Below are 22149 nucleotides of genomic sequence, written 5' to 3'. Positions count from 1 at the left end.
CCCGCCTTCGGCGGCGTGGCCCCTGTCCCGCACTCCGCCGCATGCCCTGCGGGACGCCGAGCGCGCAACGCCTTCTTGATCCGTGTGCGCGTCCCGCCCAGCCGTCCCCGGCCGCGGGACCTGAAGGTAGCTTCTCTGCGAGCCGCACCACGCGCGTTCTGTTGATCTGCGTTTCTTCCGCCCTCTGCGAAGGGTCTCCCGGTGGCTTGCCAGGCTGCACGAGCCACCGGGAGACCCTTCGTGGTCAGCGGTAATCGGTGCCGGTGCCCGCCGGTGCAAAAACGGGCTCCCTTTGTGCGCGGATGTGCGCCAGACGATGCCGGCCCCAGCCACGACATGGGCCGGGTGTGATTGCTTGATGAGCAGACGGTTCTAGCGACGACCGGGCCTGCCAATCAGCCCACGGGTGGTTCCTCTTTTCTCCCGAGCCGAAGGCCGTTGGGCCTTCGGCGCCATTCTCCTGCCCATCAACGTCCCGGCCCGGCCATTGGCCTGGGCCACACGAACAGGAGAGACGACATGCACCCTCAACCTTGCGCACCGCTGCTGTACGGCAGACGGAGGTCGAGAACGGCATGCCCGCCTATCGCGCGGCCATCGCCAATGGTACGCTCGGCTGCAGCCGAGGCCGTAGCCCAAAGGCTGGACTACCTCTTTTGCAGAGGTAAACCTCGGGATGAACTGGGCGAAAACATGCCTTATGTGCCCGCCTTACGGCGAGCTGTTTCCGATGCTTCGCGCAGGATTTCCCGCCCCCCATTCGCTGCGATTGCGGCCACGATGACGCCCAGCACCAGATCCGGGATGTTCGACCCGAACCCCATCACCAGCACCCCGGACAGCACAATCGCACCATTGACGATGGAGTCGTTGCTGGTAAAGATCGCTGACGCCTTGAAGTTCACATCTTCCCCGCGATGGCGGCGCAGTAGTCTGAGGCACACTAGGTTCAAAGCCGCGTTCAGCGCGGCCATGGCCATCATGGCTGGGCCGACAGGCTCTTCCCCTCCAGCGAAGCGGCGTAGGACTTCCAACAGCAGCAGCGCGGCCAGGCCGATTAGCAAGAAACCCGACAAGCGGGCCGCGCCCACCTTGACCGTTGCCGCACGACCGACGGCATACAGGCTAACCGCATAGACCGACGCATCGGCGAGGTTGTCCAACCCGGCGCCCATCAGCGCCGTAGAGCCAGCCCAGATGCCAAGGGCAATGCCGGCGGCGGACTGCGTCAGGTTGATCAGCAACACAGTCAGAAGAATCTTTCGGTCCTTCGCATCGCTCGCATCTAGGCGGCCCAACTCGTCGTTTTCGTGATTTCTGTGGTTTTCAGCCATGCATTGTTCCTTCCAAATCGATGGATGCTGAAGCCTGTAGCGGCTGGAGAGTCAAGGCGCAGATGCAACGAACTTGCCACAGGGTCTTCCCGGACGCCCTTGACTCTACCGTAGCTAGAAGGTTTTCCAATCCAGTCAGAGCTTTAGGACAGAACAGATGAGCACCAATGCGCCCCCTTCATTGCGACTGTCATCCGGTATGGCTGCTATCCACTGATCCGTGGCGCCACTGCGGTTGTGCTCTTCGGCGAGCTCGCGACCGGCCGGCCGTCTTTTCCGACGGAGCTACTCACAGTGATCGTCGCGCTCGCTTGTGCCGCCTTGCTAGAGGGCGGGCGGCCTTTCCACTCCCCGTTGAGCCAGTAGCGGCGTTCCAAGCTGTGGTTGGCCGTCGGCGCATGGCTCGGCTTCTTGGTCGTGCATCTGGCCTTCCAGCACTCCAATCTGGGATACCGGGTCGGGCCGTTGGGATTGTTGATCGGGGTGGCTGAAGCCCATCGCTGGCATCACAAGCGTGAGCACGAAGACGCCCAAGTCAACTACGGCGATTTCTGGATGCCCGGGGGCCACTTGTTCAGCGCTTTCCGGTCGCAAAAGCACACGCTGGGCGCCAAAGAGTGACACTCAAGAAAGATGGACTTTCCAATGGACTACGGCCCGCAGCTTGTCTATCCCTTCCGGAGCCGGCCAGCAGCGGCAAACGCTTGCGCTGCTGGCTATACGATCTTGCCCACGTCGCATTCTTGCGCGAGTCGGGCCTTGCGGCTTCTTGCGAAGCGATCGCGAGTTGCGTGGCGTGCCCATGAGTCGGGCCGCGTCGTGGCGCACTGCTACCTTGGCCTGCACCTGCACCTGCGCAGCCACGCCGCGATGCTCGGTCTGGCCTGGAGAACCCGTAAGGTGGCGGAGATTGCGGCGCGCAGGTCGTCCGGCTCGCGCTGGCTCCTGTGGGCCACGCCCTCGGTCGCACGCCGTCTCAAAACGTCAGAACCGCGCGCTTTCGCATGATGGAGCGCGGCACGTGGCTCTCAGAACTGGACCCGATCACTTCCAGCACCGATGACACGCTCGAGCTTCAGGCGGGCTCGGCCAAGCTGTTGAGAATGCCGCACTCGCGCGAGGTTCGGGCGCTATCGCAGGAGCGTCGCAGATCCATTAACTCGCGCTCCAAGGCGCGCAATTCCTTCATCTTGGTCCGCACTTGCGCGATATGAGCGTCGACCAGCGCGTTCACCTCGCCGCAGCCCAACTCTGGCCGATCCCGTAAGTTCAGCAGTTGACGGATCTCATCCAGCGTCATGTCCTTCGCCCGGCAGCGGCGGATGAACAGCAAGCGCTGCAAATGGACTTCGTCATAGAGCCTGAAGTTGCCCTCGCTACGTGCAGGCTCGGGCAGCAAGCCTTCTGACTCGTAAAAGCGCACGGTCTGCACCAAGCAATCTGCCTTCTTGCCCAGTTCACCGATCCGCATCATGGTTGCTTCCTATAAAAAACTTGACTCTATATCTACTAGAGGTTTTCTAATGATGGCATCCGGGGAAAACCTTGTCAATGAAGAGCGATCTATGAACAAAGAACCTTCCAGCCCATGCGCCTGCTCCGGCGGCAATGGCCAACAGACGGCGTGCGCCAGTGAGCAGGCCAGCACTGAAACCACCGTTTTCCACGTGAGCAACATGGATTGCCGCAATGAGGAAGCACTGGTGCGGCGAACGCTGGAGGGCATGCCCGGTGTCGAGCGGCTCCTGTTCGATCTTCCGCAGCGTTTGTTGACCATTTCGCACCGCGAAGTCTCGGCCGATGCCTTGGAGCAAGCGCTGAATTCGGTGGGCATGAAGGCTCAGGCTGTCCGAGACGCCGCCGTGTCGACCACCTACCGCATCGAGAACATGGACTGCCCGAGCGAGGAGAAACTCATCCGCTCGCACCTCGGGGCAGTCGAGGGAATTCAGGACCTCGACTTCGACCTCGCTGAGCGCACCCTGTCGGTGAAACACCTCGCTCAGGCACGCGCGCAGATGGAGCAGGTCCTGGCCTCGATCGGCATGCGCGCCAAGGAGCAGACCTTCGGCCACACGGGGCCGATCGAAGCCGCGGCTGTGATCCCATCCTCGGCCCTGCAGCAGCAACCAACCGCTGCCGTTTCCGCGCCGCCGATCGGCGAGCGGGTGACGTACCGGATCGAGAACATGGATTGCCCGACGGAAGAAGCGCTGATCCGCGACCGGCTGGGCAAGCTGCCGGGTGTGACCGCGCTCGACTTCAATCTGATGCAGCGTGTGCTGGGAGTCCAGCACACGCTGGCGACCTCAGCGCCGATCGAGAAGGCGCTTGCTTCCATTGGAATGCAGGCTGCGCGGCAGGACATGCAGACAGCCACCACGGTACTTCGCATCGCGAAGATGGACTGTCCGACCGAGGAAAGTCTGATCCGCGGCAAGCTGCAAGGCATGCCGGGCGTGCAGGGAATGGATTTCAACCTGATGCAGCGCACGCTCACGGTTCGGCACACACCCGACGCGATCAAGCCGGCAGTCGAAGCCATCGAATCGCTGGGCATGGAAGCCGAGGTCCAGAGGACTGATGAGCCGCGCGATGCCCCGGTGGCCGCGCACAAGACCAATTGGTGGCCGATGGCGGTTTCGGGCGTTGCGGCGGTGGCCGCCGAAGGCGTGTACTGGGTCAACGACGGCAATCATTGGGCCGTGATCGTGCTGGCACTGGTTTCGATCTTCACCGGCGGCCTCAGCACCTACAAGAAGGGCTGGATCGCGCTGAAGAACCTCAACCTGAACATGAACGCCCTGATGGCCATCGCGGTCACCGGCGGCATGGCGATCGGCCACTGGCCGGAGGCCGCCATGGTCATGTTCCTGTTCGCGTTGGCGGAAGTGATCGAGGCGAAGTCGCTGGACCGCGCCCGCAACGCCATTCGGGGGCTGATGGACTTGGCGCCCGAGACCGCGACCGTGCGGCAGGCCGATGGCTCATGGACAGAGCTGCCGGCCAAGGAGGTCGCAAAGGGCGCGGTGGTCCGCGTGCGTCCTGGCGAGCGCATCGCACTGGACGGCCTGATCACCTCGGGTCGATCGGCCATCAACCAGGCGCCCATCACCGGCGAGAGCCTGCCCGTCGAGAAGGCCGAAGGTGACCAGGTCTTCGCCGGAACCATCAATGAGACCGGCTCTTTCGAATACAAGGTGACCGCAGGCGCCAGCGACTCGACGCTCGCGCGCATCATCCATGCCGTGGAGTCCGCGCAGGGCAGCCGTGCGCCCACGCAGCGCTTCGTCGACCAGTTCGCCCGCGTCTACACGCCGGCGGTGTTCGCGGTGTCCGTGCTGGTTGCCGTCGTGCCGCCGCTCGCCTTCGGCGGCGCATGGTTTGACTGGGTCTACAAGGCCCTGGTACTGCTGGTGATCGCCTGCCCCTGCGCTCTGGTCATCTCCACGCCGGTCACCATCGTCAGCGGCTTGGCCGCTGCCGCCCGACGCGGCATCCTGATCAAGGGTGGCGTCTACCTGGAGGGCGGGCGCAAGCTCAAGGCGTTGGCCCTGGACAAGACCGGCACACTCACACATGGCAAGCCCGAGCAGACCGACTTCGTGCCGCTGATCGGCGAGGCGCAGGAAGTTGCCGCCTGGGCCGCAAGCCTCGCGGCACGCTCGGACCATCCTGTGTCTCAGGCCATCGCCCGCAAGGCGAACCGTGACGGCATCGCGCTGCACGAGGTCGACGACTTCGCGGCGCTGCCTGGCCGCGGCGTGCGCGGCCGCGTCGCCGGGCGCATGTTGCACATGGGCAACCACAGGCTCGCCCAGGAGCTGGGCCTGAGCGAAGCGACGCTCCAGGCTCGGCTGGAGACCCTGGAGCGCCAAGGCAAGACAGCGATCCTGCTGATGGACGATGCGACCGTGCTCGGCATTTTTGCAGTGGCCGACACCGTGAAGGAAACCAGCCGTGAGGCGGTGGCCGACCTGCAGGCGCTGGGTGTGCGCACGCTGATGCTGACGGGGGACAACCAGCACACGGCCGCGGCCATCGCTGCCCAGGTCGGAATCTCTGAAGCCCGTGGTGACCAACTGCCCGAAGACAAGCTCAAGACCATCGAAAGCCTGGTCGGCGGCGAGGGCCAGGTGGGCATGGTGGGCGACGGCATCAACGATTCGCCCGCGCTCGCCCGTGCCGACATCGGCTTCGCCATGGGCGCGGCCGGCACCGACACCGCGATCGAAACAGCCGACGTCGCCCTGATGGACGACGACCTGCGCAAGATCCCCGCCTTCATCCGGCTGTCGCGTAGCACTGCGGCGATCCTCACGCAGAACATCGTTCTGGCCCTTGGCATCAAGGCGGTGTTCCTTGCGTTGACGTTCACAGGGCATGCCACCATGTGGATGGCTGTGTTCGCTGACATGGGGGCAAGTCTTTTGGTTGTCGTCAATGGGCTGCGCCTCCTGAAGTTCAAGGCGGCATGAACAATGGATGAACCATCTCTTCGCAAGACGCAGTGGTACTCACTCGCGATCGTTATATTCGCCGGCGATCAGGCAGCTAAGAGCTACATTGACGCGACAACTCCCTTGGGTTGGTCGCACGAGGTGGCGTCATTCTTCAACCTAGTTCACGCTCTCAATCCCGGCGCGGCGTTCAGCTTCCTTGCTGGCGCGGGCGGCTGGCAGCGGTGGTTTTTTCTGGCGATCGCGTTCGCAATATCGGCATGGCTCGCATGGCTGCTCTCCCGGCCGCTGCGCAAAACGGAAGGCCTTTCGTACAGCCTCATTCTGGGCGGCGCATTGGGCAACGCGTTCGACCGCGCCACGCGCGGGCACGTTATCGACTACATCGACTTTCACCTGCACGGCTGGCACTGGCCCGCCTTCAACATCGCTGACATGGCCATCGTGGGCGGGGCGATCGCGCTGGTGGCCCAGTCGTTCATGAGCGTGGAGAACCCGGCCGCCACAAAGGAGTCCCAGTGACATTGGGACGATCCGGAAATTCGCAATGCACACGGTGCAGGACACCAATCTGAAGAGAACGGCCCCCAGCATGAGCGGCCGCGGCTTGGCCCTCATGCTAGCGCCCACCGCCGCTTTTGCTGCAACGCCCTGTTGCGATGGCGGCGATTGCTGCAACGACGTCGCAATGCCTTGCTGTGAATAAACAGCACGCAAGCCAGTTGACCTGGCAATTATGAAAGTCCATCACGGCGATGCTGGCCTTTTTCGTTCCAATGAGCCGTCACGGAGAGGTGATGATGAAGCTATGCCGGGATCCTGCAAGCTTTAGGACGGTCTTCTTTACCGCATAGCGATATGCTGATGTCACCCGTTCGCCTCGCCTGGCAAGTACAAGTAGTTCGTCGCGGTTTTCTGGCCGTGTCCGCCCGCTTCGCTGGCCCTTTTGCCCCAAACAAGCGCAATCATGCCTGCGTTACCACCAAAGTTCGCCCCCGCCAGTTGCTGTTCCTAAAGGGCATCAAGCTCAACGCCATCGCCGACCGGCCAGCGTATTTCGCATCGCTGCGTGCCCGTCGGGGCCAGCCCATCGTCATCCTCGCAGAGCTGGGACCGGACGAGGCATTCGCCCTGTGGAAGCAGCATGTACTGGGCGACAGGCCTCGCTGACCCAGTTTCGCCTCATCCTCCTGACAGCCCCGCACTTATTGCGGGGCTTTCTTTTTTCCGCGTTCGCCAATCGGGGCTGTTGCAAATGCCGATTTCCGGCTGACGCGGCTCGCCTCGCGCATGAAGCTGCCCGCATGTGTCGCTGATTCGTCAGCACCATGCCAGCAGCCAGAGTTTCCAGGCTGCCGCGGATTCTTTCCGCGCTACCCGCCAGTCCGCCATCGCATCGAGTCTGCGGACGCGCGTCACCCGTGACGCCGATGCTTTTTTCTCAACCGCGTGCGGGAGCTGCCATCCCGTGAGGGACGAGGCCCCGCTTTTTCCAAGGAGCCCGTCCATGTCCCAGCAAGCCTCTTTCGGCCAGTTGGCCTTGATCCATTGCGGCAAGTTCCTGCCGCTCGAAATCCTGCATAGCGCCGCCGGCCACTACATCGGCACGCGCGATACAGAAGGTCCCGTTTCGCGGGAATCCTGCCAGTACTTCCGCAGCTATGCCGCGGCTCAACGTGCCCTCGAAAGAGGCGGCTGGTCCCAGCTCGCCACACCCTGATCCAACTGGAGGAACCACGTCATGAACCAGCTTTTGCCCCAGGAAGTCGTCGATCAGATCATGCGGGAAGAGCAGCATTTCGCCGCCGCGCCCCAAGCCTTCTTCGAGGTCTGGAAGCGCGGCGTCGAGATCGCAGGCCCGCAATGGTTTGGCGACGGCACGCGCGAAGGCCTGAACCAGGCAAAGAGCAAGTGGGATCTGCGTCCCGACATGCTGCGTGCCAACGACGCACTCGGCGTCCTGAGCAGCGGGGAACGCATGTTCCTGTCCGCCATGTTCAGCTTCTACAACGCGCGCGAGGGCGGTGCCATGCTCAAGCGCTGCCACTTCCAAGGACTGTCGGACTTCGATGGTCTCGATCTGCAACGCCGCAAGGTCATCGCCGATCTGTTGGTGAACTACAGCGGTTGGTGAGCCGGTCTGCGGCATACCACCGTCTTTTTGTTCACTGCCCATGAGGGACATGCGTCCACGCGGCCATGTCCCTCGATTTTTCTTCCGTCAGCCTGCGCCGATTGGCCCAAAGCCCTCGATCAGTGCCGCCTGACGCTTTTTCCACTTTCAACCCACCGGGGTTCAATTCCCGGTGGCGGGAATTGGCTCCATTATTCAATCTGGAGAAATTCCATGACCCAGAATCCCAATCCCTTTGTACGCGGCTACTGGAATCTGAGAGTCGTCCGAACGCTGTGCATCTGCTACGGGGACGGAAGCCCGCATGTCTGGCGATCCATCCACACGAGCCAAGCGCATCTTTCCGACAACGACCTGATCTCATCGCCTTGCATCGTCACCAGCGACTTCGCGTTGATCAAAAGCGGCACTGACGCCATCAGCGACGAGCTGATTGCTGAATGTGATGCTGTTGAAGGCATCAACGGCGAAGGCGTGGTGGGCGCCGTGGTCTATGCCATCCATGGCGACGACCTCGACGGCCGCCCGGTCCATGTCGGTGATACCTATTCGGCCGAAGCCGCGCGAGACGTGGTGCAGCGGTTGAGTTTCGAGACCGGCTATTACAGCCGGTGCTGGGAAGTCAGCAGCGCGCACATCTGCCAGGAAACCGGCCAGTACCTCGCCAACCTGGCAGACCTCGCCACGCCGGAGGCTTTTCTGTTCATCGCCTTTCGGGTTCCGTACAGCCCGGCGATTGGCGTCAAGCTGATCTCCACGCCCTGGACAGACAAGAACCTGGAATATGCCGAGGGCATCAGTGCTGAGCAGCTTCGACAGGAGCACCGCGACAAGGGCATGCCTGACGACCTGGCGAACATCCTTGAACTGGCCGGCCAGGCAGATGTGCGCATCCTCATCCTCGATGCCGACGCACCCGCGCTACTGGGCTTGCCACTGGCCGAGACCTAGCAGACACGCGACGCGCAAGCCTTCCCCTTTATCCCCCATATGCCAGCCCGCCTCCCACCAGGAGCCGGGCTGGTTCAATTCCATAGGAGCAATCTCATGTTCCCCGATCTCATCTTGCCCACGCCCGACTTCGAGAATCAGCTTGGAGCCTGCGTCAACGCCATGAGCCAGGACGACGCCATCGGCCAGATCCTGGTGTTCGAGCGCATGAGCGGTACGCTGCACATGCGCCATATCGACAGCGCCGATCTGGTGGACACCGACATTGACGACTACGAAATGGTCGTATTCGACGGTGGCAACACAAGCGGCGACACGTGGAAGCACGTGTTCTTCCCGCGTCAGCGAGAACACTACTTCGTGTACGAAGCCTGACCCCCAAGCCCCTTTCGAGGGGCTTTTTCTCGCCCGCAGCGCTGGAAAGCGGGTGCGATGGGGTGCCGTTTCCTGCAAGCGGGCCGCTTACTCCCGGGCCATTCTTGCCCCATGTTCGTCGGCGTTGCCGACACATGCCCAGGCAGCCAAGACCTTCAAGGCTGCAAGCACGGGAAGCCGTGCTGGTCGATGTTTTCCACGGACGTACCGCGTCCATCCACACCACCCACAAGGGACCTCTCCCTTGCGGGCGGGGAATCCCTTGTTTCTTCCTCAAGGAGATTCCCATGGACCGTTCCCTCATCAAATCCATGATGCCTTCGCTAGTCGCAGGCCACGTGCCCCGCAACGTGCGGTCGTTCAAGTACCGCGTGTTCGACGATCAGCCGCAATCTTCGACATTGGGCTTCGCCGTCGACCCCCAGCCCTTCGACGGGAAGGTAGTCGCCATCACCGACGATGCCATCGTCGTCAAGCTCAAGCCGAGCGAGTTCGCTGTGCTCGATTCCAAGCTGGTGACCACCGTCCCCGACGAAGGCGCCAAGGTGCATGTCCAACCCTACGCACGGCGCCGTTTCGATGGGCTGCGGGCGGACACGCCGGAAGAGCGCACCGAGATGACGTCCGACGGCATTCCCTACACCGTCAAGACGCACATCCTCGGCTCCGCGCCGGCCAAGCTGCCCATTCCCGAGCCGCAGTGCATGGAGCTGGGTCAGCTCATCCAGCAGTTGGAGGAAATGCCGGCGCCCGATGGCTTCCGGCGCATCACCCACATGCTGGTCGATGCGGGTGCCCGGGATTTCACCTGGGTCGATCCGACGCCGTCCAAGATCATCGAGACGCCTCCGGCGATCAGCTTCACGGTCTCGACCGCGAAGTTCGAGGGCCGGGTGACGGTGCTGTACGACCGAGGCGGCGACACCTACGTGGTGGAGCTGCATCGCGACGGCGAATTGGTCGATCGGCATGACGAGGTGTATTTCGACATGCTCGGCGAAGTGCTGGAGCGACTCATCGACGACGGACGTTGGCGCCTGATCGATGTGAGCGTGATCGACGCCAAGGCTACCCGGCAGCGCCAGGCGGTGCCGGCATGACGCCGGAAACTGAATCCTGCCGGTTCTACGGCTGACCCGTGGGTCCCGCCACGAAGTTTCGCCCATGGGCCATGTGCCCACAGGCCCTCCATCCATGCGGATGGAGGGCCTTTTCTCTATTCCACATAGGAGATTTCAACCATGTCACTGCGATTCAAAGGCTCCGACCTGCGCCCCGTGCTGACCGAGGCCATCGCCAGCCAATGCCGCGTCATCCTGGTCAAGGACCAGGGCGTGTACTTCCTCGCCGAGCAGGGAGAGCGCCGCCCGGATGGGCGTGTGAAGCTGCTGGCCTATGCCGTCGGCTGCAACCCGGATACCGACCCGTTCGACGACTGGTGGGAACTGGCGCGCGCCGAACTGGGCGGCGACGACTTCGGGGAGTACTTCGACCCGAAGGACGGCGTATTCACGCGCATCCTGCACACCGAAGACGACCTGATGCTGTCGGCCACCGCCACACATCTGTCGCTGGAGGTGGTGCCTCCCGCATAGCGCGGCAACCGCCACTCGACTCTCGCAGCCCCCCACACCGGGGGCTTTCTTTTGCGCTGAGCCGGGCTGCGTGGACAAAGGGAAACGCGCGGATGCCAATTGATTGCTGTCGCGCGCGCGAGGCCCGGCCATGCTGACCCCATGCCTGCTGACGCTGTCAGCGACATGCCAGGCAACCATCGGTCTTCGAGGTTGCGGCGCAGTTTCCACTGCGTGACCGAGCCAGCTCGCACCGCATCCATCCGCGAGCGGCCACCAGTCCCTGGTGGCGGATGCTTTCGCCTTATCAACCCACCGCGGGGTTACGCACCTTTCCCCGCATGCGTGGGCTCGGTGTGTCTCCGCTTTTCCCTATGGAGATTCACCATGAACACCACTTCCAACGAGAAATCGTATTTCGACCTCCACACCTCGGGCATCGGCTACCTCCAGCGTGTCCGTGAGGTGCCCGTCAGGGGCGGCCGCCGTGCGCAGCCCTTCCTGGCCTGCACCATCGCCGCGCTGGTCGGCCCCGCCAGGGACCCGAGCTACCGCTACTTCGACGTCAAGGTCTCGGGTGCCGAGGCCAAGAAGCTCGTTCAGCGCTACATCGGCGTTGACGATTCCAAGCAGCGACCGCTGGTGCGCTTTCGCCTCGGCGACCTCTGGGGCGATGCCTACATCCGCGACAAGGGCGAACAGAAAGGCCAGGCCGCCGCATCCCTCAAGGCGCGACTGCTCAAGGCCGAGCTGATCGAGCGGGCCGAACTGGCTTCGATCGAGCAGCACGAGTTGATCACCCGTGGCATCGGCTACCTCAACCGTCCGAAGGACGTCACCCCCAAGGATGGTGACCCGTTCCTGTCGTGCTCCATCGCCGCGCTGGCCGGACCTGTCGATGAACCGGAATATCGGTACTTCGACACGATCGTCGCCACCCCTGAAGCCGAGCATCTGGTTCGCCGATGCGTGCAGGCCATCGAGGGGGATCGCAAGGTGCTGATCGCCTTTCGTCTGAACGACATGAAGATCGATCCGTACATCCGCACCAAGGGCGAGCACGCTGGGGAACCGGCCGCAAGCCTGGAATCGACGCTGGTCCACATCGGTCTGATCAAGATCGACGGCACCCAGGTCTATCCGACGAGCCAGGCGCATGCCGAGGCAGCGCCAGCGGAGGACGCACCCGCGTCCGAAGCCGCCAACGCCATCGACACTGCCGCCGACGCCGTTTCCTACCAATCTGCCGAGCCCGCCGAGCGCGAGCCCGAATGTGCAGTCGAGGAGCAGGAGCCGGCATTGGCTGCTTCGTTCTGATCCGGCACGGCCCCTCACGGGGCCTTGCCTTTTTCCTATTCGTCCAAGGAGAACCATCATGGCAGCCACATCGGCACCTACGAGATCAGCCCTACCCATCGTCGTCCCGGGCCAGCTCACGTTGCGGACCATCCGGGGCAAGAACGGCCCGTTCACGGTTGGGCGCCTTTCTACCCCCATCGGCGAGTTCGCGGTTAAAGACGCGGAGTTGGAGCAGTACCCCGAAGGAAAGTACGACGGGGATTTCGTCATTCGCTACATCTTCGCGAAGTCCTATCCGGTCGCGGGCGGCGCGCGGTTTGAAGTGCGCGCAAACCTCGACGGCATGACGCTCAACGGCATCGACAAACTGAGTCGTGATGAGGCCCGCAGCTTCGCCACCCAGGAAGTCGATCCACTCGATGAAGAGCTGGGGACGCAGCCTGCGGAAACGCCGGCCAAGCCCGCCAAGGCCTCCAGACCCGCCAAGCCCGCACCCGTGCAGGCCTCGGCGGACCCGCTGGTCGATACCACGCCCTTCGGTGTGGATGCACCGACGCCCGCTGCGGCGGCTGCCCCTGGCAGCACCGAAGAGGGCGACGTTGCTTTGTTCGGCTTGCTCTGGCCGCTGGGCGATTCCGTGAAATTGGATTCGACCATCGACCGCCGCGCCCTGCGCGCGCAGATCGCCCGCCTGGGCGATCTGGGCTACGCGCTGGACTTCAAAACGCAGGAGTGGAGCCGCCAGGCCGAACTGCAACCTGCGTGATCGCAGACACCGCATGCGCGGTGTTCTTCATCCACCCGCCGGGGCTCTTTCCCTATGCGGGGAGGCCCCCGGCTTTCTTCTGGAGGTCTCCATCATGTCCACCATCGATTGCGATACACCCCGTTCTTCGCTGGGTGAACCCGCGTGGCGAGCTGTTTGCAAGACAGCCGCCGAGCACGCCCAGCGTGGTTGTGGCCTGTCCTGGGACCACTGGGTCACGCTTTTCAGTTCGGAGATCGACGCGCAAGCCAGTCGATTGCCGGAAGAGCAACGCGCACAGGCGCTGCAGATCGCACAGGAATGGGGCTACGCCACACCGGCCGAAAGGCAGGAAACCCAGGACTGGAACGCCGAAAACGGCTACTGCTCGCACGGAATCGAACTGGGTTATTGCCCGTCCGGTTGCGATTCGGACTATTGAGGTCCGGCACACGTCATCGCCGCTTGCGCGGCTTTTCTCCACCCCTTGGGGCAGCACCTGCCTCAGGGGCGGTGCTGTTTCCGATTCACCGAGGACATCACCATGAGTCGGCACTACTTCGACACCGTTCACAAGGGCTTTCCCATCACCGTCGTACTGGGCTGGGACCGGCCGGCAAATTACTTCTTCCTATTCATCGAAAAGCCGGCCGAGCTGATCGACGATACCGCGAAGGTCGAGAGCGACGACTTCTTGTACAGCAACCTGCACGAGAGCGACCCGTTCAACCACTACCTGGACTACTACCGAGTGGTCCTGCGCCATTTCCACATCGACGTGCCCGAAAGCATGTTCACCGAAGTCCAACAGGACTGCGAGGGCAACATTGGCAACCGTGTAGTCAAGCATCAGGCCGACGGCTCGTTCACCGAACAGACGTTCTGAACGCCCAAGCGGATCGAACACCTTATCCGCATTCCTTCATCCCTAACGGGGCATTCGCTGCCCCTGCGGGCGGTGCTGCCCCTCATTTCATCGAGGACACCACCATGCACGCACACACTTCATCCACCACGCTGTTCCACATCGACGAATGCCCGGACGTTATGGCCGACGCTTGCGTCGGCGATGACCAGGGCAACCTGATCTTCCTGTCCATCTGGGCGCGCGACACCGCCGTCCAGCAGTTCCTTGCCCGCCTGACCCTCGGGCGCGACGAGCAGGGACTGGACCAGTTCCACATCATCACCGACGAGGGCGGCAGCGTCCCGGTGTTCATCGGCAACGTCGATCGTCTGGAGAAGCGCATCACGCGCGCTTACCGACGCACGCTGTTCGGTTCGCTGTCCAACGTGTGGCTGTTCGACCGGCGCTGCGTCAAGCCCGATAGGGCCAACGCCAGCGCATTGGCACTGCTGCCACGCGACAGCGCCCACCGGCTCGACCGCTTGTGGACGTTGGTGCGGGATACCTGCCCGTTACCGCTACTCGACCACTGGCGCGAGACCGTGCTGGAACTGCTGCAAAGCCGCGAGATGCTGGCCCGCCTTCCGTTCGCCCTCGGGCCGCTGGAAGGCCATCGGCTCGCCATCGACGTGCCGGCGCTGAGCTTGGCGCTGGGCTCCCTGATCCGCAGTGACGCGCTCACCGCCTATCCCTATCCGGCCAAGATTTGGACGCCGGAAGCGGTAGCGGCTTGACCCACCCTCGGAGGCACGCCTTGGCGTGCTTCCGTCATTCATCCCCGCCAACCAGGAGACTTCCATGGCTCTCATGTTCCCGCGGCTCGCCCGCAATTTCGCCAAAAATGGGTACTACCCGACCGACGAACCCACGCTCGAAAGAGCCCTCAACGCACTGATGCCCAGCGACGGGCCGATGTGCATCCTCGATCCCTGCGCCGGTGAAGGCGTGGCAATCGCCGAAGCCTCTCATGCCCTCGGGCGCGAACAGGCCAAGGCGTTCGCCGTCGAATTCGACGCCGAGCGGGCGCGCCATGCCCGCGGCCTGGTCGATCACTGCCTGCACGCGGACCTGATGGACACGATGATCTCCAAGCAGTCCTTCGGACTACTGTGGCTGAATCCACCGTATGGCGACCTGTCCAAGGACGTCAACGGCAACATCGGCTATCAGGGCCAGGGCCGTGCCCGCCTCGAAAAGCTGTTCTATCAGCGTTCGCTGTCGCTGTTGCAATACGGCGGCGTGCTGGTCTTCATCGTCCCCGGCTACGTGCTCGACGCGGAGCTGGTCGGCTGGTTGACGCGCCACTACACCGATCTGCGTATCTACCGAGCGGTGGAAACGCAGTTCAAGCAGGTGGTGATCTTCGGCCGCCGGGTCCGTCAGCGGGAGCTGGCACCCGATGGCGTCAAGGCCGTGCGCAATCTGCTGCTGCAGGTTGGGCTTGGCGAAGTCGAAGCCGAGGAACTGCCGAGCGAATGGCCGTTCCTGCCGTACATCGTCCCCGCCAGTCCGGCCGAGCCGGAGCATTTCTTCCGCGTGACGATGGAGCCCGAACAGTTCGCCGACGAGGTTGGCCGGCTGCAAGGCCTTTGGCCGTCGCTGGACACGCACTTGGGGACCGCGCAGCAGTCGCTGCGTCCACCGGCGCGGGCCTTGTCCCACTGGCATCTCGCCCTGGCTCTGGCCGCGGGCGCGATCTCCGGCGTCGTGCGCTCCCAGACGGGGCGCGTGCTCGTCGTCAAAGGTGACACCCACAAGGACAAGACGCTCCAGCGGGAATTCACCGAACGCGAAGACGGCTCCATCGCCGAGACACGCATCCTCACCGACAAGTTCGTGCCTGTCATCCGCGCGTGGGACATGACGCCTGGCTCCCCGACACGGGGCGAGGTGTTGACCATTCGCTGATCCACCGGACGCGCTGCCGTCCTGCTGTACCAACTCGAAGGAGAAACACCATGATCCCCAATCCGTTCAAGCGGCCTGCGCCGCACAAGCAACCGTTGTTCACACCGAGTACGTTGAAGTTGAGCGAGAAGGTGCATTGGCTGGCCCGGCGAGGCCTGATTGACCCCTTGGCCTATGTCCAGCGCCATGTGCGCGGGGACTGGGGCGAGATCGATGAGGCCACCCGCCAAGCGAACGACGTGGCGATCCAACAGGACAACCTGATGATTTCGCAGTTCAGGATCACGCCGGACCTGGCGCTGATCGTCAAGACCAGCGAAGACCACCAGACCACGGTGGTCCAGCTTCCCGAAGAGCGGGACCTGATCTGAGGCCCCACATCGTCATCTTCATCCACCTGACGGAGCCACTTCACTCCGGCAGGGGTGTCGTGGCCCAATGAACCATCAAGGAGGAGCCCATGGCATCGCATCGTATCGAAACCTACTGCCACAGGCTGACGTTCCCCATTGGGGCGCTCATCTTCAGCAGAGGTATCAACCGCCTGTTCAACGCGGGTCGCCTGGACCCGATTCCGTACTTCAGACGGCACGCCCGCGGCGACTGGGGCGACGTCACCGCCCAGCAATGGGGGAGGCCAACAGCTCTGCGCTTCAATCAGGCGCGCCGCTGGAATCGCACTACGTGATCCACCCGGGACTCGCCATTCGCATCATCACCGATACGGGGCGCAGCATCACCGCCATCGTGCTGCCGTCCGAGGACTGAGCACGGTTCACCCGCGGGCCACCCAGGCCAGCATCTTCAACCACCTTCGGCCACGCGCCGATTCTCCTCCCACCACGGGGCATGCCATTGCCCCGCTGGGGGTGGTGCATGCCCCATTTTTCTTTGGAGCATCACCATGTCCCTCGATCTCGAAACCACTGCCGCTGAAGCCACGCCCGTGCAGGGCGAACTGCTGGACGCGGAATCCAACCCTCTGACCCTGAGCCTTCAGGATTTCGTCGGCGAGTTCGGCGACGAACTGCTCGACGCCCTCAACAGCGCCAACCCGCCGGTCTATACCGGCCAACCGCAGGCGCACCGGCAACTCGTCGTCGCCAGCCTCAAGCGCAAGCTGTTCCCAGCACAGGCCGAAGTCGTCCACGCCGCCGCCGAGCTGCTGATCGACCGTGGCGAACGCGCCGCGATCGTCAATGGCGAGATGGGCTGCGGTAAGACGACCGTCGGCATCGCCGCGGCCGCCGTGCTCAACGCCGAAGGCTACCGCCGCACTCTGGTCCTGTCGCCACCGCACCTGGTTTACAAGTGGCGGCGGGAGATCCAGGAGACGGTGGCCGGCGCCAAGGTATGGGTGCTCAATGGGCCGGATACGCTCGTCAAACTCATCAAGCTGCGTGAGCAGTTGGGTGTGCAGCCCACGGGCCAGGAGTTCTTCGTCCTGGGGCGCGTCAGGATGCGGATGGGTTTCCACTGGAAGCCTGTCTTCACCACGCGACGCACCCGCCACGGCGACGTGGCGGCTTGCCCGGACTGCGGCACGGTTATCACCGACCTCGACGGCGAGCCGGTCAACCCGGTCGCTCTCCAAGCCGATGAGTACCGCAGGAAGTGCAGCCATTGCGCCGCGCCCCTGTGGACGCTGATCCGCCCGCGCAGCCTGTCCGGCAGCGATCAATCCTCGGCCGTGCTCAAAGCCTTGAAGCGCATTCCGACGATCGGGGAAGTCACCGCGCAGAAGCTGATGCAGAAGTTCGGGGACGGGTTCCTGGCATCGATGCTCGGCGACAACATCCACGAGTTCATCAACTTGATGGACGGCAACGGCGAGCTGGTGTTTTCTGACCGTCAGGCCACGCGCATGGAACGTGCGATGGCCAACATGGAGTTCGGCTTCGGCGAGGGCGGCTACCAACCGTCCGAGTTCATCAAGAGGTACCTGCCGCAAGGCACGTTCGACCTGCTGATCGCCGACGAGGCCCATGAGTACAAGAACGGCGGCAGTGCCCAAGGCCAGGCCATGGGCGTGCTGGCGGCGAAGGCTCGCAAGACCTTGCTGCTGACTGGCACGCTGATGGGCGGCTATGGGGACGACCTGTTCTATCTGCTGTTCCGAGCCCTGCCTGGGCGGATGATCGAAGACGGCTACCGCCCGACCACGAGCGGCAGCATGACCTCGGCTGCGATGGCGTTCATGCGCGATCACGGGGTCTTGAAAGACATCTACTCCGAGAGCACCGGCACGGCGCACAAGACGGCCAAGGGCACCAAGGTATCGGTGCGCACGGTCAAGGCCCCGGGCTTCGGCCCCAAGGGCGTCTTGCGCTGCATCCTGCCGTTCACGATCTTCCTCAAGCTCAAGGACATCGGCGGCAACGTCCTGCCGCCTTATGACGAGGAGTTCCGTGAAGTCGCGATGGACACGGCACAAGCCGCGGCCTACCGCGATCTGGCGGGTCGGCTGACCGCCGAGCTGAAACAGGCTCTGGCGCGACGCGATACGACCTTGCTGGGCGTGGTTCTCAACGTGCTGCTGGCCTGGCCGGATTGCTGCTTCCGGTCGGAGACCGTGGTGCATCCGCGCACGCGCAACACCTTGGCGTTCGTCCCGGCTCAGTTCAACGAGTTCGAGGTGACACCGAAAGAGCGCGAGCTGATCGACATCTGCAAAGAGGAGAAGGCACAGGGTCGCAAGGTCCTGGCCTACACGGTCTATACCGGCACGCGCGACACCACGTCGCGCCTGAAGGTGCTGCTGGAGCAGGAGGGCTTCAAAGTGGCGGTGCTGCGCGCGAGCGTGGACGCCAGCCGCCGCGAAGACTGGATCGCCGAGCAACTGGACCGTGGCATCGACGTGCTCATCACTAACCCCGAGCTGGTCAAGACGGGGCTGGACCTGTTGGAGTTCCCGACGATCGTGTTCATGCAGTCGGGCTACAACGTGTACTCGCTCCAGCAGGCGGCACGCCGCTCCTGGCGCATCGGGCAAAAGCAGCCCGTGCGCGTGATCTACCTTGGCTATGCCGGTTCTTCGCAGATGACCTGCCTGGAGCTGATGGCCAAGAAGATCATGGTCTCGCAGTCCACCTCGGGCGACGTGCCTGAATCCGGGCTCGATGTTCTGAACCAGGATGGTGATTCCGTCGAGGTCGCACTGGCCCGGCAATTGGTCGCCGCCTGAACTTCACACAATGCCGACGACCGAGAGGTCGTCGGCTTTTTTTCAGTGCCTTGCATCGTCAAATTGCACCTTGCCGTACACGCTTGGACAGTGATTCAGCGCCCTCTTTGCGCTCGCTGTACCGATCCACCAGATACGGGACCGCGTCGCGCGTGAGCAGCGTGAACTTCATCAGTTCTTCCATCACGTCCACGATGCGGTCGTAATAGGCCGAGGGCTTCATGCGCCCGACCTCGTCGAACTCCTGGTATGCCTTGGCGACCGAGGACTGGTTCGGGATGGTCAGCATCCGCATCCAGCGGCCGAGCACGCGCATCTGGTTGACCGCGTTGAAGGACTGCGAGCCGCCCGACACCTGCATCACCGCCAGCGTCTTGCCCTGGGTCGGGCGCACCGCGCCGACCGACAGCGGAATCCAGTCGATCTGCGTCTTCATCAGGCCGGTCATCGCGCCGTGGCGCTCCGGCGAACTCCACACCATGCCTTCGGCCCATTGCACCAGTTCGTGCAGTTCCTTGACCTTGGGGTGATCAGCGGGTGCATCGTCCACCAGCGGCAGGCCGGACGGATTGAACAATCGGGTTTCACCGCCCAGCGCCCGCAGGATGCGGGCGGCTTCTTCGGCTGCGAGGCGGCTGAACGAGCGTTCGCGCAGCGAGCCGTAGAGCAGCAGGAAGCGCGGCGCGTGGGTGGTCCGTGCCGGCGCGAACAGGTGTTCGGCGTCTGGTTGCTGGAACAGCGCCGCGTCGATGTTTGGCAGGTCGAGGCGGGCTTCAGACACGACGGCCTTTCTCATCAACCAGCGGCTCGCCGTCTTCCTTGTTGAACGCGCCGCGCTGCGGTTGCGGCAGAAGGTCGAGCACGGCTTCCGATGGCCGGCACAGGCGCACACCCAGCGGCGTGACCACGATCGGCCGGTTGATGAGAATGGGATGCTGGAGCATGAAACCGATCAGGTCGTCGTCGCTCCACTTCGGGTTGCCCAGGTCGAGTTCGGCATAGGGCGTACCTTTCTCGCGCAGTATGTCCCGCACCGGCACGCCCATCGCCGCGATCAGCGCCTGGAGCGTGTCGCGGCCGGGCGGCGTCTTCAGGTACTCGATGATGGTCGGTTCCTCGCCGCTGTTGCGGATCAGGCCCAGCACGTTGCGCGATGTGCCGCAGGCTGGGTTGTGGTAGATCGTGATGGTGCTCATGGATGCCTCTTGGAGATTACGAAGTGGTCGCGCGGCGTTCGTACCAGCCGCGTGAGCGGTTGACCACCCGCACCACCAGCAGCATGACCGGCACCTCGATGAGCACGCCGACCACTGTTGCGAGTGCCGCACCGGAATGGAAGCCGAATAGGCTGATGGCGGCGGCCACGGCCAGCTCGAAGAAGTTGCTGGCACCAATCAACGCGGATGGCCCAGCGACGCAGTGCTTTTCGCCCGCCTGGCGGTTGAGCCAGTACGCCAGCCCGGAATTGAAGAACACCTGGATCAGGATCGGCACCGCGAGCATGGCGATCACCAGCGGCTGCCGGATGATGGCCTCGCCTTGGAAGGCGAACAGCAGCACCAGCGTCAGCAACAGCGCGGCGATGGACAACGGGCCGATGCGTTCCAGTGCCCTGTCGAACGCGGCCTGTCCCTTGCGCAGCAGCGCCCGGCGCCAAAGCTGGGCCAGGATGACCGGAATGACGATGTACAAACCCACCGACACCAGCAAGGTGTCCCAAGGCACCGTGATCGAGGACAGGCCCAGCAGCAGGCCGACGATGGGTGCGAAGGCGAGCACCATGATGGTGTCGTTCAAGGCCACTTGCGACAGCGTAAATGCCGGATCGCCGCCAGTCAGTCGGCTCCAAACGAAAACCATTGCGGTGCACGGTGCGGCAGCCAGCAGGATCAGGCCGGCGATGTAGCTGTCGAGTTGGTCGGCGGGCAGCCAATCAGCAAAAGCGTGGCGGATGAAGATCCACGCCAGAAGTGCCATTGAGAACGGCTTGACGGCCCAATTGATGAACAGCGTGATCCCCATGCCTCGCCAATGCTGGCGCACCTGGCCGAGCGCGGCGAAGTCCACCTTCAGCAGCATAGGGATGATCATCACCCAGATCAGCAAGCCCACCGGCAGGTTGACTTGAGCGATCTCCATGCGGCCGATGGCCTGGAATGCGGCGGGCGCGAACTGGCCCAGAGCGATACCCGCGATGATGCACACCGCCACCCATAGCGTCAGGTAACGCTCAAAGCCGCTCATGGCGGAGTTTGCTGGCGCGGGGCCGGCGGTATCGGTTGCGCTCATCGGTTCAGGCCTCACTGGCGGCCGATGTCGCGCAGTTCGCGCTGCAACGACATGGCATCTAGACTCTTGATCGGCAGCGACAGGAACAACTCGATGCGTCGGCGCAGCGTCATGGCGGTATCGAAGAACGCCTTGCTTTGTCGTTCCAAGGAGCCTTCCACGGCAGCCGGGTCAGGCACGCCCCAATGCGCCGACACCGGCTTGCCCGGCCATAGAGGACAAGCCTCGCCGGCTGCGTTGTCGCAGACGGTGAAGATGAAATCGAACACCGGCGCATCGGGCTTCACGAACTCGTCCCAGCTCTTGCTGCGGTAGCCCGTTGTCGGAAGGTGCAGCCGCTCCAGCGTGGCGAGCGCCAGCGGGTGAACTTCGCCTTTCGGATGGCTACCTGCCGACCAGGCGTGAAACCGCCCCTGGCCCATGTCGTTGAGGATGCCTTCGGCGAGGATGGAGCGGGCCGAATTGCCCGTACAGATGAACAAGGCGTTGTAAGTGGTATCGGTCATGGTCAGCAGCAGGTCTTGGATGGAGAAACCTCGCATACGCCACCTTGGCAGCAATGCTCGGTCAGGTAGCCGATGAGGCCGTTCATGTGGCCGTACTCGGCCCGATAGATCAGGTTGCGACCCTGCTGCTCGATGGTGACGAGGCCGGCATGGGCCAGCTCCTTCAAGTGGAAGGACAAGGTGTTGCGGGCCACGTCGAGCTGGTCGGCTAGCGTGCTTGGCGTCAGTCCGCCCGGGCCAGCAACGACCAAGGCGCGGAACACGCGCAGGCGCTGGGTGTGAGCCAGGGCGTTTAAGGCGGAAATGGCTTGATCTTCTTGCATGGTTCGATAATACAACAATTATTGAATCAATGTGCAAACCACAGTTGGGTTTGCGGGTTGCGCTATGTGTTGGACTGCAAAAGCGGGTAGCTCCCAGTTCGCATTCCTGACTGACCGCGCCGCCGCGCGCGGCCAAGGTATCGGCATCGCAACAGAAGAG

General features: G+C 63.3%; 26 protein-coding genes and 1 pseudogene. 20 read left to right on the top strand and 7 right to left on the bottom strand.

Annotated features, from left to right (window positions below):
- Window positions 1–698: 698 nt before the first annotated feature.
- Window positions 699–1334, bottom strand: a complete 636-nt coding sequence (locus HV742_RS07460) for a cation efflux transmembrane domain-containing protein (RefSeq protein ID WP_003098972.1) — start codon at window positions 1332–1334, stop codon at window positions 699–701.
- Between the two features lie 411 nt (window positions 1335–1745).
- Between HV742_RS07460 and HV742_RS32230 the strand changes: the two genes are divergently transcribed.
- Both HV742_RS32230 and HV742_RS32225 read left to right on the top strand, forming a co-directional pair.
- Window positions 1746–1955, top strand: a complete 210-nt coding sequence (locus HV742_RS32230) for a sterol desaturase family protein (RefSeq protein WP_014747696.1) — start codon at window positions 1746–1748, stop codon at window positions 1953–1955.
- A gap of 12 nt (window positions 1956–1967) precedes the next feature.
- Window positions 1968–2342: a DUF3703 domain-containing protein gene (locus tag HV742_RS32225; protein ID WP_055312603.1), complete on the top strand. Its 375-nt coding sequence runs from the start codon at window positions 1968–1970 to the stop codon at window positions 2340–2342.
- A gap of 67 nt (window positions 2343–2409) precedes the next feature.
- Here HV742_RS32225 and cadR read toward each other — a convergent pair whose 3' ends face one another.
- Window positions 2410–2808 carry a Cd(II)/Pb(II)-responsive transcriptional regulator gene (gene cadR, locus HV742_RS07450; RefSeq protein ID WP_003098965.1) on the bottom strand — a complete coding sequence of 133 codons (399 nt, stop codon included), beginning with the start codon at window positions 2806–2808 and terminating at the stop codon, window positions 2410–2412.
- 91 nt (window positions 2809–2899) lie between these two features.
- On the opposite strand from cadR, the gene HV742_RS07445 reads away from it, so the two are divergent.
- From HV742_RS07445 to HV742_RS07360, 18 genes and pseudogenes are all read left to right on the top strand, one after another.
- On the top strand, window positions 2900–5812 hold the full coding sequence (locus HV742_RS07445) for a heavy metal translocating P-type ATPase (protein WP_003098961.1): 2913 nt from the start codon (window positions 2900–2902) through the stop codon (window positions 5810–5812).
- A 3-nt stretch (window positions 5813–5815) separates the two neighbouring features.
- Window positions 5816–6316: a signal peptidase II gene (gene lspA / locus HV742_RS07440; RefSeq protein ID WP_003098955.1), complete on the top strand. Its 501-nt coding sequence runs from the start codon at window positions 5816–5818 to the stop codon at window positions 6314–6316.
- Between the two features lie 336 nt (window positions 6317–6652).
- Complete coding sequence (locus HV742_RS32585; protein ID WP_003108988.1) at window positions 6653–6964, top strand: hypothetical protein; 312 nt, start codon at window positions 6653–6655, stop codon at window positions 6962–6964.
- Window positions 6965–7301: 337 nt separating this feature from the next.
- Window positions 7302–7514 carry a hypothetical protein gene (locus HV742_RS07430; RefSeq protein WP_003116833.1) on the top strand — a complete coding sequence of 71 codons (213 nt, stop codon included), beginning with the start codon at window positions 7302–7304 and terminating at the stop codon, window positions 7512–7514.
- 21 nt (window positions 7515–7535) lie between these two features.
- Entirely contained in the window at window positions 7536–7928 is a 393-nt protein-coding gene (locus HV742_RS07425) for a hypothetical protein (protein ID WP_003098949.1), read from the top strand.
- A 213-nt stretch (window positions 7929–8141) separates the two neighbouring features.
- A complete protein-coding gene (locus HV742_RS07420) occupies window positions 8142–8879 on the top strand; it encodes a DUF5983 family protein (RefSeq protein ID WP_003098947.1) in 738 nt (245 codons plus the stop codon).
- 96 nt (window positions 8880–8975) lie between these two features.
- Window positions 8976–9254: a hypothetical protein gene (locus HV742_RS07415; protein WP_003108989.1), complete on the top strand. Its 279-nt coding sequence runs from the start codon at window positions 8976–8978 to the stop codon at window positions 9252–9254.
- 287 nt (window positions 9255–9541) lie between these two features.
- On the top strand, window positions 9542–10354 hold the full coding sequence (locus HV742_RS07410; RefSeq protein WP_006226009.1) for a hypothetical protein: 813 nt from the start codon (window positions 9542–9544) through the stop codon (window positions 10352–10354).
- Between the two features lie 141 nt (window positions 10355–10495).
- Entirely contained in the window at window positions 10496–10849 is a 354-nt protein-coding gene (locus HV742_RS07405; RefSeq protein WP_006226010.1) for a DUF3085 domain-containing protein, read from the top strand.
- A 366-nt stretch (window positions 10850–11215) separates the two neighbouring features.
- The gene (locus HV742_RS07400) at window positions 11216–12145 is read left to right on the top strand and encodes a DUF3577 domain-containing protein (protein WP_006226011.1); all 930 of its coding nucleotides are present in this window, start codon (window positions 11216–11218) and stop codon (window positions 12143–12145) included.
- 58 nt (window positions 12146–12203) lie between these two features.
- Complete coding sequence (locus HV742_RS07395; protein WP_006226012.1) at window positions 12204–12893, top strand: DUF3275 family protein; 690 nt, start codon at window positions 12204–12206, stop codon at window positions 12891–12893.
- A gap of 94 nt (window positions 12894–12987) precedes the next feature.
- On the top strand, window positions 12988–13314 hold the full coding sequence (locus HV742_RS07390) for a hypothetical protein (protein ID WP_006226013.1): 327 nt from the start codon (window positions 12988–12990) through the stop codon (window positions 13312–13314).
- Between the two features lie 102 nt (window positions 13315–13416).
- Window positions 13417–13758 carry a hypothetical protein gene (locus HV742_RS07385; RefSeq protein ID WP_016852814.1) on the top strand — a complete coding sequence of 114 codons (342 nt, stop codon included), beginning with the start codon at window positions 13417–13419 and terminating at the stop codon, window positions 13756–13758.
- Between the two features lie 104 nt (window positions 13759–13862).
- Window positions 13863–14513, top strand: coding sequence for a hypothetical protein (locus HV742_RS07380; RefSeq protein WP_006226015.1), 651 nt, complete (start codon window positions 13863–13865; stop codon window positions 14511–14513).
- A 40-nt stretch (window positions 14514–14553) separates the two neighbouring features.
- The gene (locus HV742_RS07375; protein WP_254919932.1) at window positions 14554–15687 is read left to right on the top strand and encodes a DUF6094 domain-containing protein; all 1134 of its coding nucleotides are present in this window, start codon (window positions 14554–14556) and stop codon (window positions 15685–15687) included.
- A gap of 50 nt (window positions 15688–15737) precedes the next feature.
- Window positions 15738–16058 (top strand): hypothetical protein, encoded by a 321-nt coding sequence (locus HV742_RS07370; RefSeq protein ID WP_003120017.1) that lies wholly within the window; start codon window positions 15738–15740, stop codon window positions 16056–16058.
- An 89-nt stretch (window positions 16059–16147) separates the two neighbouring features.
- Window positions 16148–16455 (top strand): annotated as a pseudogene (locus HV742_RS07365) (hypothetical protein).
- 136 nt (window positions 16456–16591) lie between these two features.
- Complete coding sequence (locus tag HV742_RS07360) at window positions 16592–18871, top strand: helicase-related protein (RefSeq protein ID WP_006226018.1); 2280 nt, start codon at window positions 16592–16594, stop codon at window positions 18869–18871.
- A gap of 58 nt (window positions 18872–18929) precedes the next feature.
- Here the strand turns inward: HV742_RS07360 and arsH are convergent, their stop codons facing one another.
- From arsH to HV742_RS07335, 5 genes are read right to left on the bottom strand one after another with little or no spacing between them, the layout of a single operon-like run.
- A complete protein-coding gene (gene arsH / locus HV742_RS07355) occupies window positions 18930–19652 on the bottom strand; it encodes an arsenical resistance protein ArsH (RefSeq protein ID WP_003120015.1) in 723 nt (240 codons plus the stop codon).
- Window positions 19645–20067: an arsenate reductase (glutaredoxin) gene (gene arsC, locus HV742_RS07350; RefSeq protein ID WP_006217715.1), complete on the bottom strand. Its 423-nt coding sequence runs from the start codon at window positions 20065–20067 to the stop codon at window positions 19645–19647. The genes arsH and arsC overlap by 8 nt, the downstream gene beginning before the upstream one ends.
- Window positions 20068–20083: 16 nt before the next feature.
- Window positions 20084–21160, bottom strand: a complete 1077-nt coding sequence (gene arsB, locus HV742_RS07345; RefSeq protein WP_006226019.1) for an ACR3 family arsenite efflux transporter — start codon at window positions 21158–21160, stop codon at window positions 20084–20086.
- 11 nt (window positions 21161–21171) lie between these two features.
- The gene (locus tag HV742_RS07340; protein WP_006226020.1) at window positions 21172–21666 is read right to left on the bottom strand and encodes an arsenate reductase ArsC; all 495 of its coding nucleotides are present in this window, start codon (window positions 21664–21666) and stop codon (window positions 21172–21174) included.
- A 2-nt stretch (window positions 21667–21668) separates the two neighbouring features.
- Window positions 21669–21989, bottom strand: a complete 321-nt coding sequence (locus HV742_RS07335) for an ArsR/SmtB family transcription factor (protein ID WP_003120011.1) — start codon at window positions 21987–21989, stop codon at window positions 21669–21671.
- Window positions 21990–22149: the final 160 nt, after the last annotated feature.

The sequence above is a fragment of the Achromobacter ruhlandii genome (assembly GCF_902859695.1).
Classification (GTDB): Bacteria; Pseudomonadota; Gammaproteobacteria; order Burkholderiales; family Burkholderiaceae_B; genus Achromobacter; species Achromobacter ruhlandii.
Note: the sequence above shows the minus strand (reverse complement) of the source record. Positions and strands in the feature narration are given on the sequence as shown.

Excerpts from the sequence above, each read along its gene's own strand:
- lspA (WP_003098955.1), top strand. The coding sequence starts at position 5,816 with ATGGATGAACCATCTCTTCGCAAGACGCAGTGGTACTCACTCGCGATC.
- HV742_RS32585 (WP_003108988.1), top strand. The coding sequence starts at position 6,653 with ATGCTGATGTCACCCGTTCGCCTCGCCTGGCAAGTACAAGTAGTTCGT.
- HV742_RS07410 (WP_006226009.1), top strand. The coding sequence starts at position 9,542 with ATGGACCGTTCCCTCATCAAATCCATGATGCCTTCGCTAGTCGCAGGC.
- HV742_RS07340 (WP_006226020.1), bottom strand. The coding sequence starts at position 21,666 with ATGACCGATACCACTTACAACGCCTTGTTCATCTGTACGGGCAATTCG.
- HV742_RS07405 (WP_006226010.1), top strand. The coding sequence starts at position 10,496 with ATGTCACTGCGATTCAAAGGCTCCGACCTGCGCCCCGTGCTGACCGAG.
- HV742_RS32225 (WP_055312603.1), top strand. The coding sequence starts at position 1,968 with ATGGACTTTCCAATGGACTACGGCCCGCAGCTTGTCTATCCCTTCCGG.
- arsB (WP_006226019.1), bottom strand. The coding sequence starts at position 21,160 with ATGAGCGCAACCGATACCGCCGGCCCCGCGCCAGCAAACTCCGCCATG.
- HV742_RS07430 (WP_003116833.1), top strand. The coding sequence starts at position 7,302 with ATGTCCCAGCAAGCCTCTTTCGGCCAGTTGGCCTTGATCCATTGCGGC.
- HV742_RS07445 (WP_003098961.1), top strand. The coding sequence starts at position 2,900 with ATGAACAAAGAACCTTCCAGCCCATGCGCCTGCTCCGGCGGCAATGGC.
- HV742_RS07460 (WP_003098972.1), bottom strand. The coding sequence starts at position 1,334 with ATGGCTGAAAACCACAGAAATCACGAAAACGACGAGTTGGGCCGCCTA.
- HV742_RS07415 (WP_003108989.1), top strand. The coding sequence starts at position 8,976 with ATGTTCCCCGATCTCATCTTGCCCACGCCCGACTTCGAGAATCAGCTT.
- HV742_RS07380 (WP_006226015.1), top strand. The coding sequence starts at position 13,863 with ATGCACGCACACACTTCATCCACCACGCTGTTCCACATCGACGAATGC.
- HV742_RS07420 (WP_003098947.1), top strand. The coding sequence starts at position 8,142 with ATGACCCAGAATCCCAATCCCTTTGTACGCGGCTACTGGAATCTGAGA.
- HV742_RS07360 (WP_006226018.1), top strand. The coding sequence starts at position 16,592 with ATGTCCCTCGATCTCGAAACCACTGCCGCTGAAGCCACGCCCGTGCAG.
- HV742_RS07370 (WP_003120017.1), top strand. The coding sequence starts at position 15,738 with ATGATCCCCAATCCGTTCAAGCGGCCTGCGCCGCACAAGCAACCGTTG.
- HV742_RS07400 (WP_006226011.1), top strand. The coding sequence starts at position 11,216 with ATGAACACCACTTCCAACGAGAAATCGTATTTCGACCTCCACACCTCG.
- HV742_RS07335 (WP_003120011.1), bottom strand. The coding sequence starts at position 21,989 with ATGCAAGAAGATCAAGCCATTTCCGCCTTAAACGCCCTGGCTCACACC.
- HV742_RS07425 (WP_003098949.1), top strand. The coding sequence starts at position 7,536 with ATGAACCAGCTTTTGCCCCAGGAAGTCGTCGATCAGATCATGCGGGAA.
- arsC (WP_006217715.1), bottom strand. The coding sequence starts at position 20,067 with ATGAGCACCATCACGATCTACCACAACCCAGCCTGCGGCACATCGCGC.
- HV742_RS07395 (WP_006226012.1), top strand. The coding sequence starts at position 12,204 with ATGGCAGCCACATCGGCACCTACGAGATCAGCCCTACCCATCGTCGTC.
- cadR (WP_003098965.1), bottom strand. The coding sequence starts at position 2,808 with ATGATGCGGATCGGTGAACTGGGCAAGAAGGCAGATTGCTTGGTGCAG.
- HV742_RS07385 (WP_016852814.1), top strand. The coding sequence starts at position 13,417 with ATGAGTCGGCACTACTTCGACACCGTTCACAAGGGCTTTCCCATCACC.
- HV742_RS07390 (WP_006226013.1), top strand. The coding sequence starts at position 12,988 with ATGTCCACCATCGATTGCGATACACCCCGTTCTTCGCTGGGTGAACCC.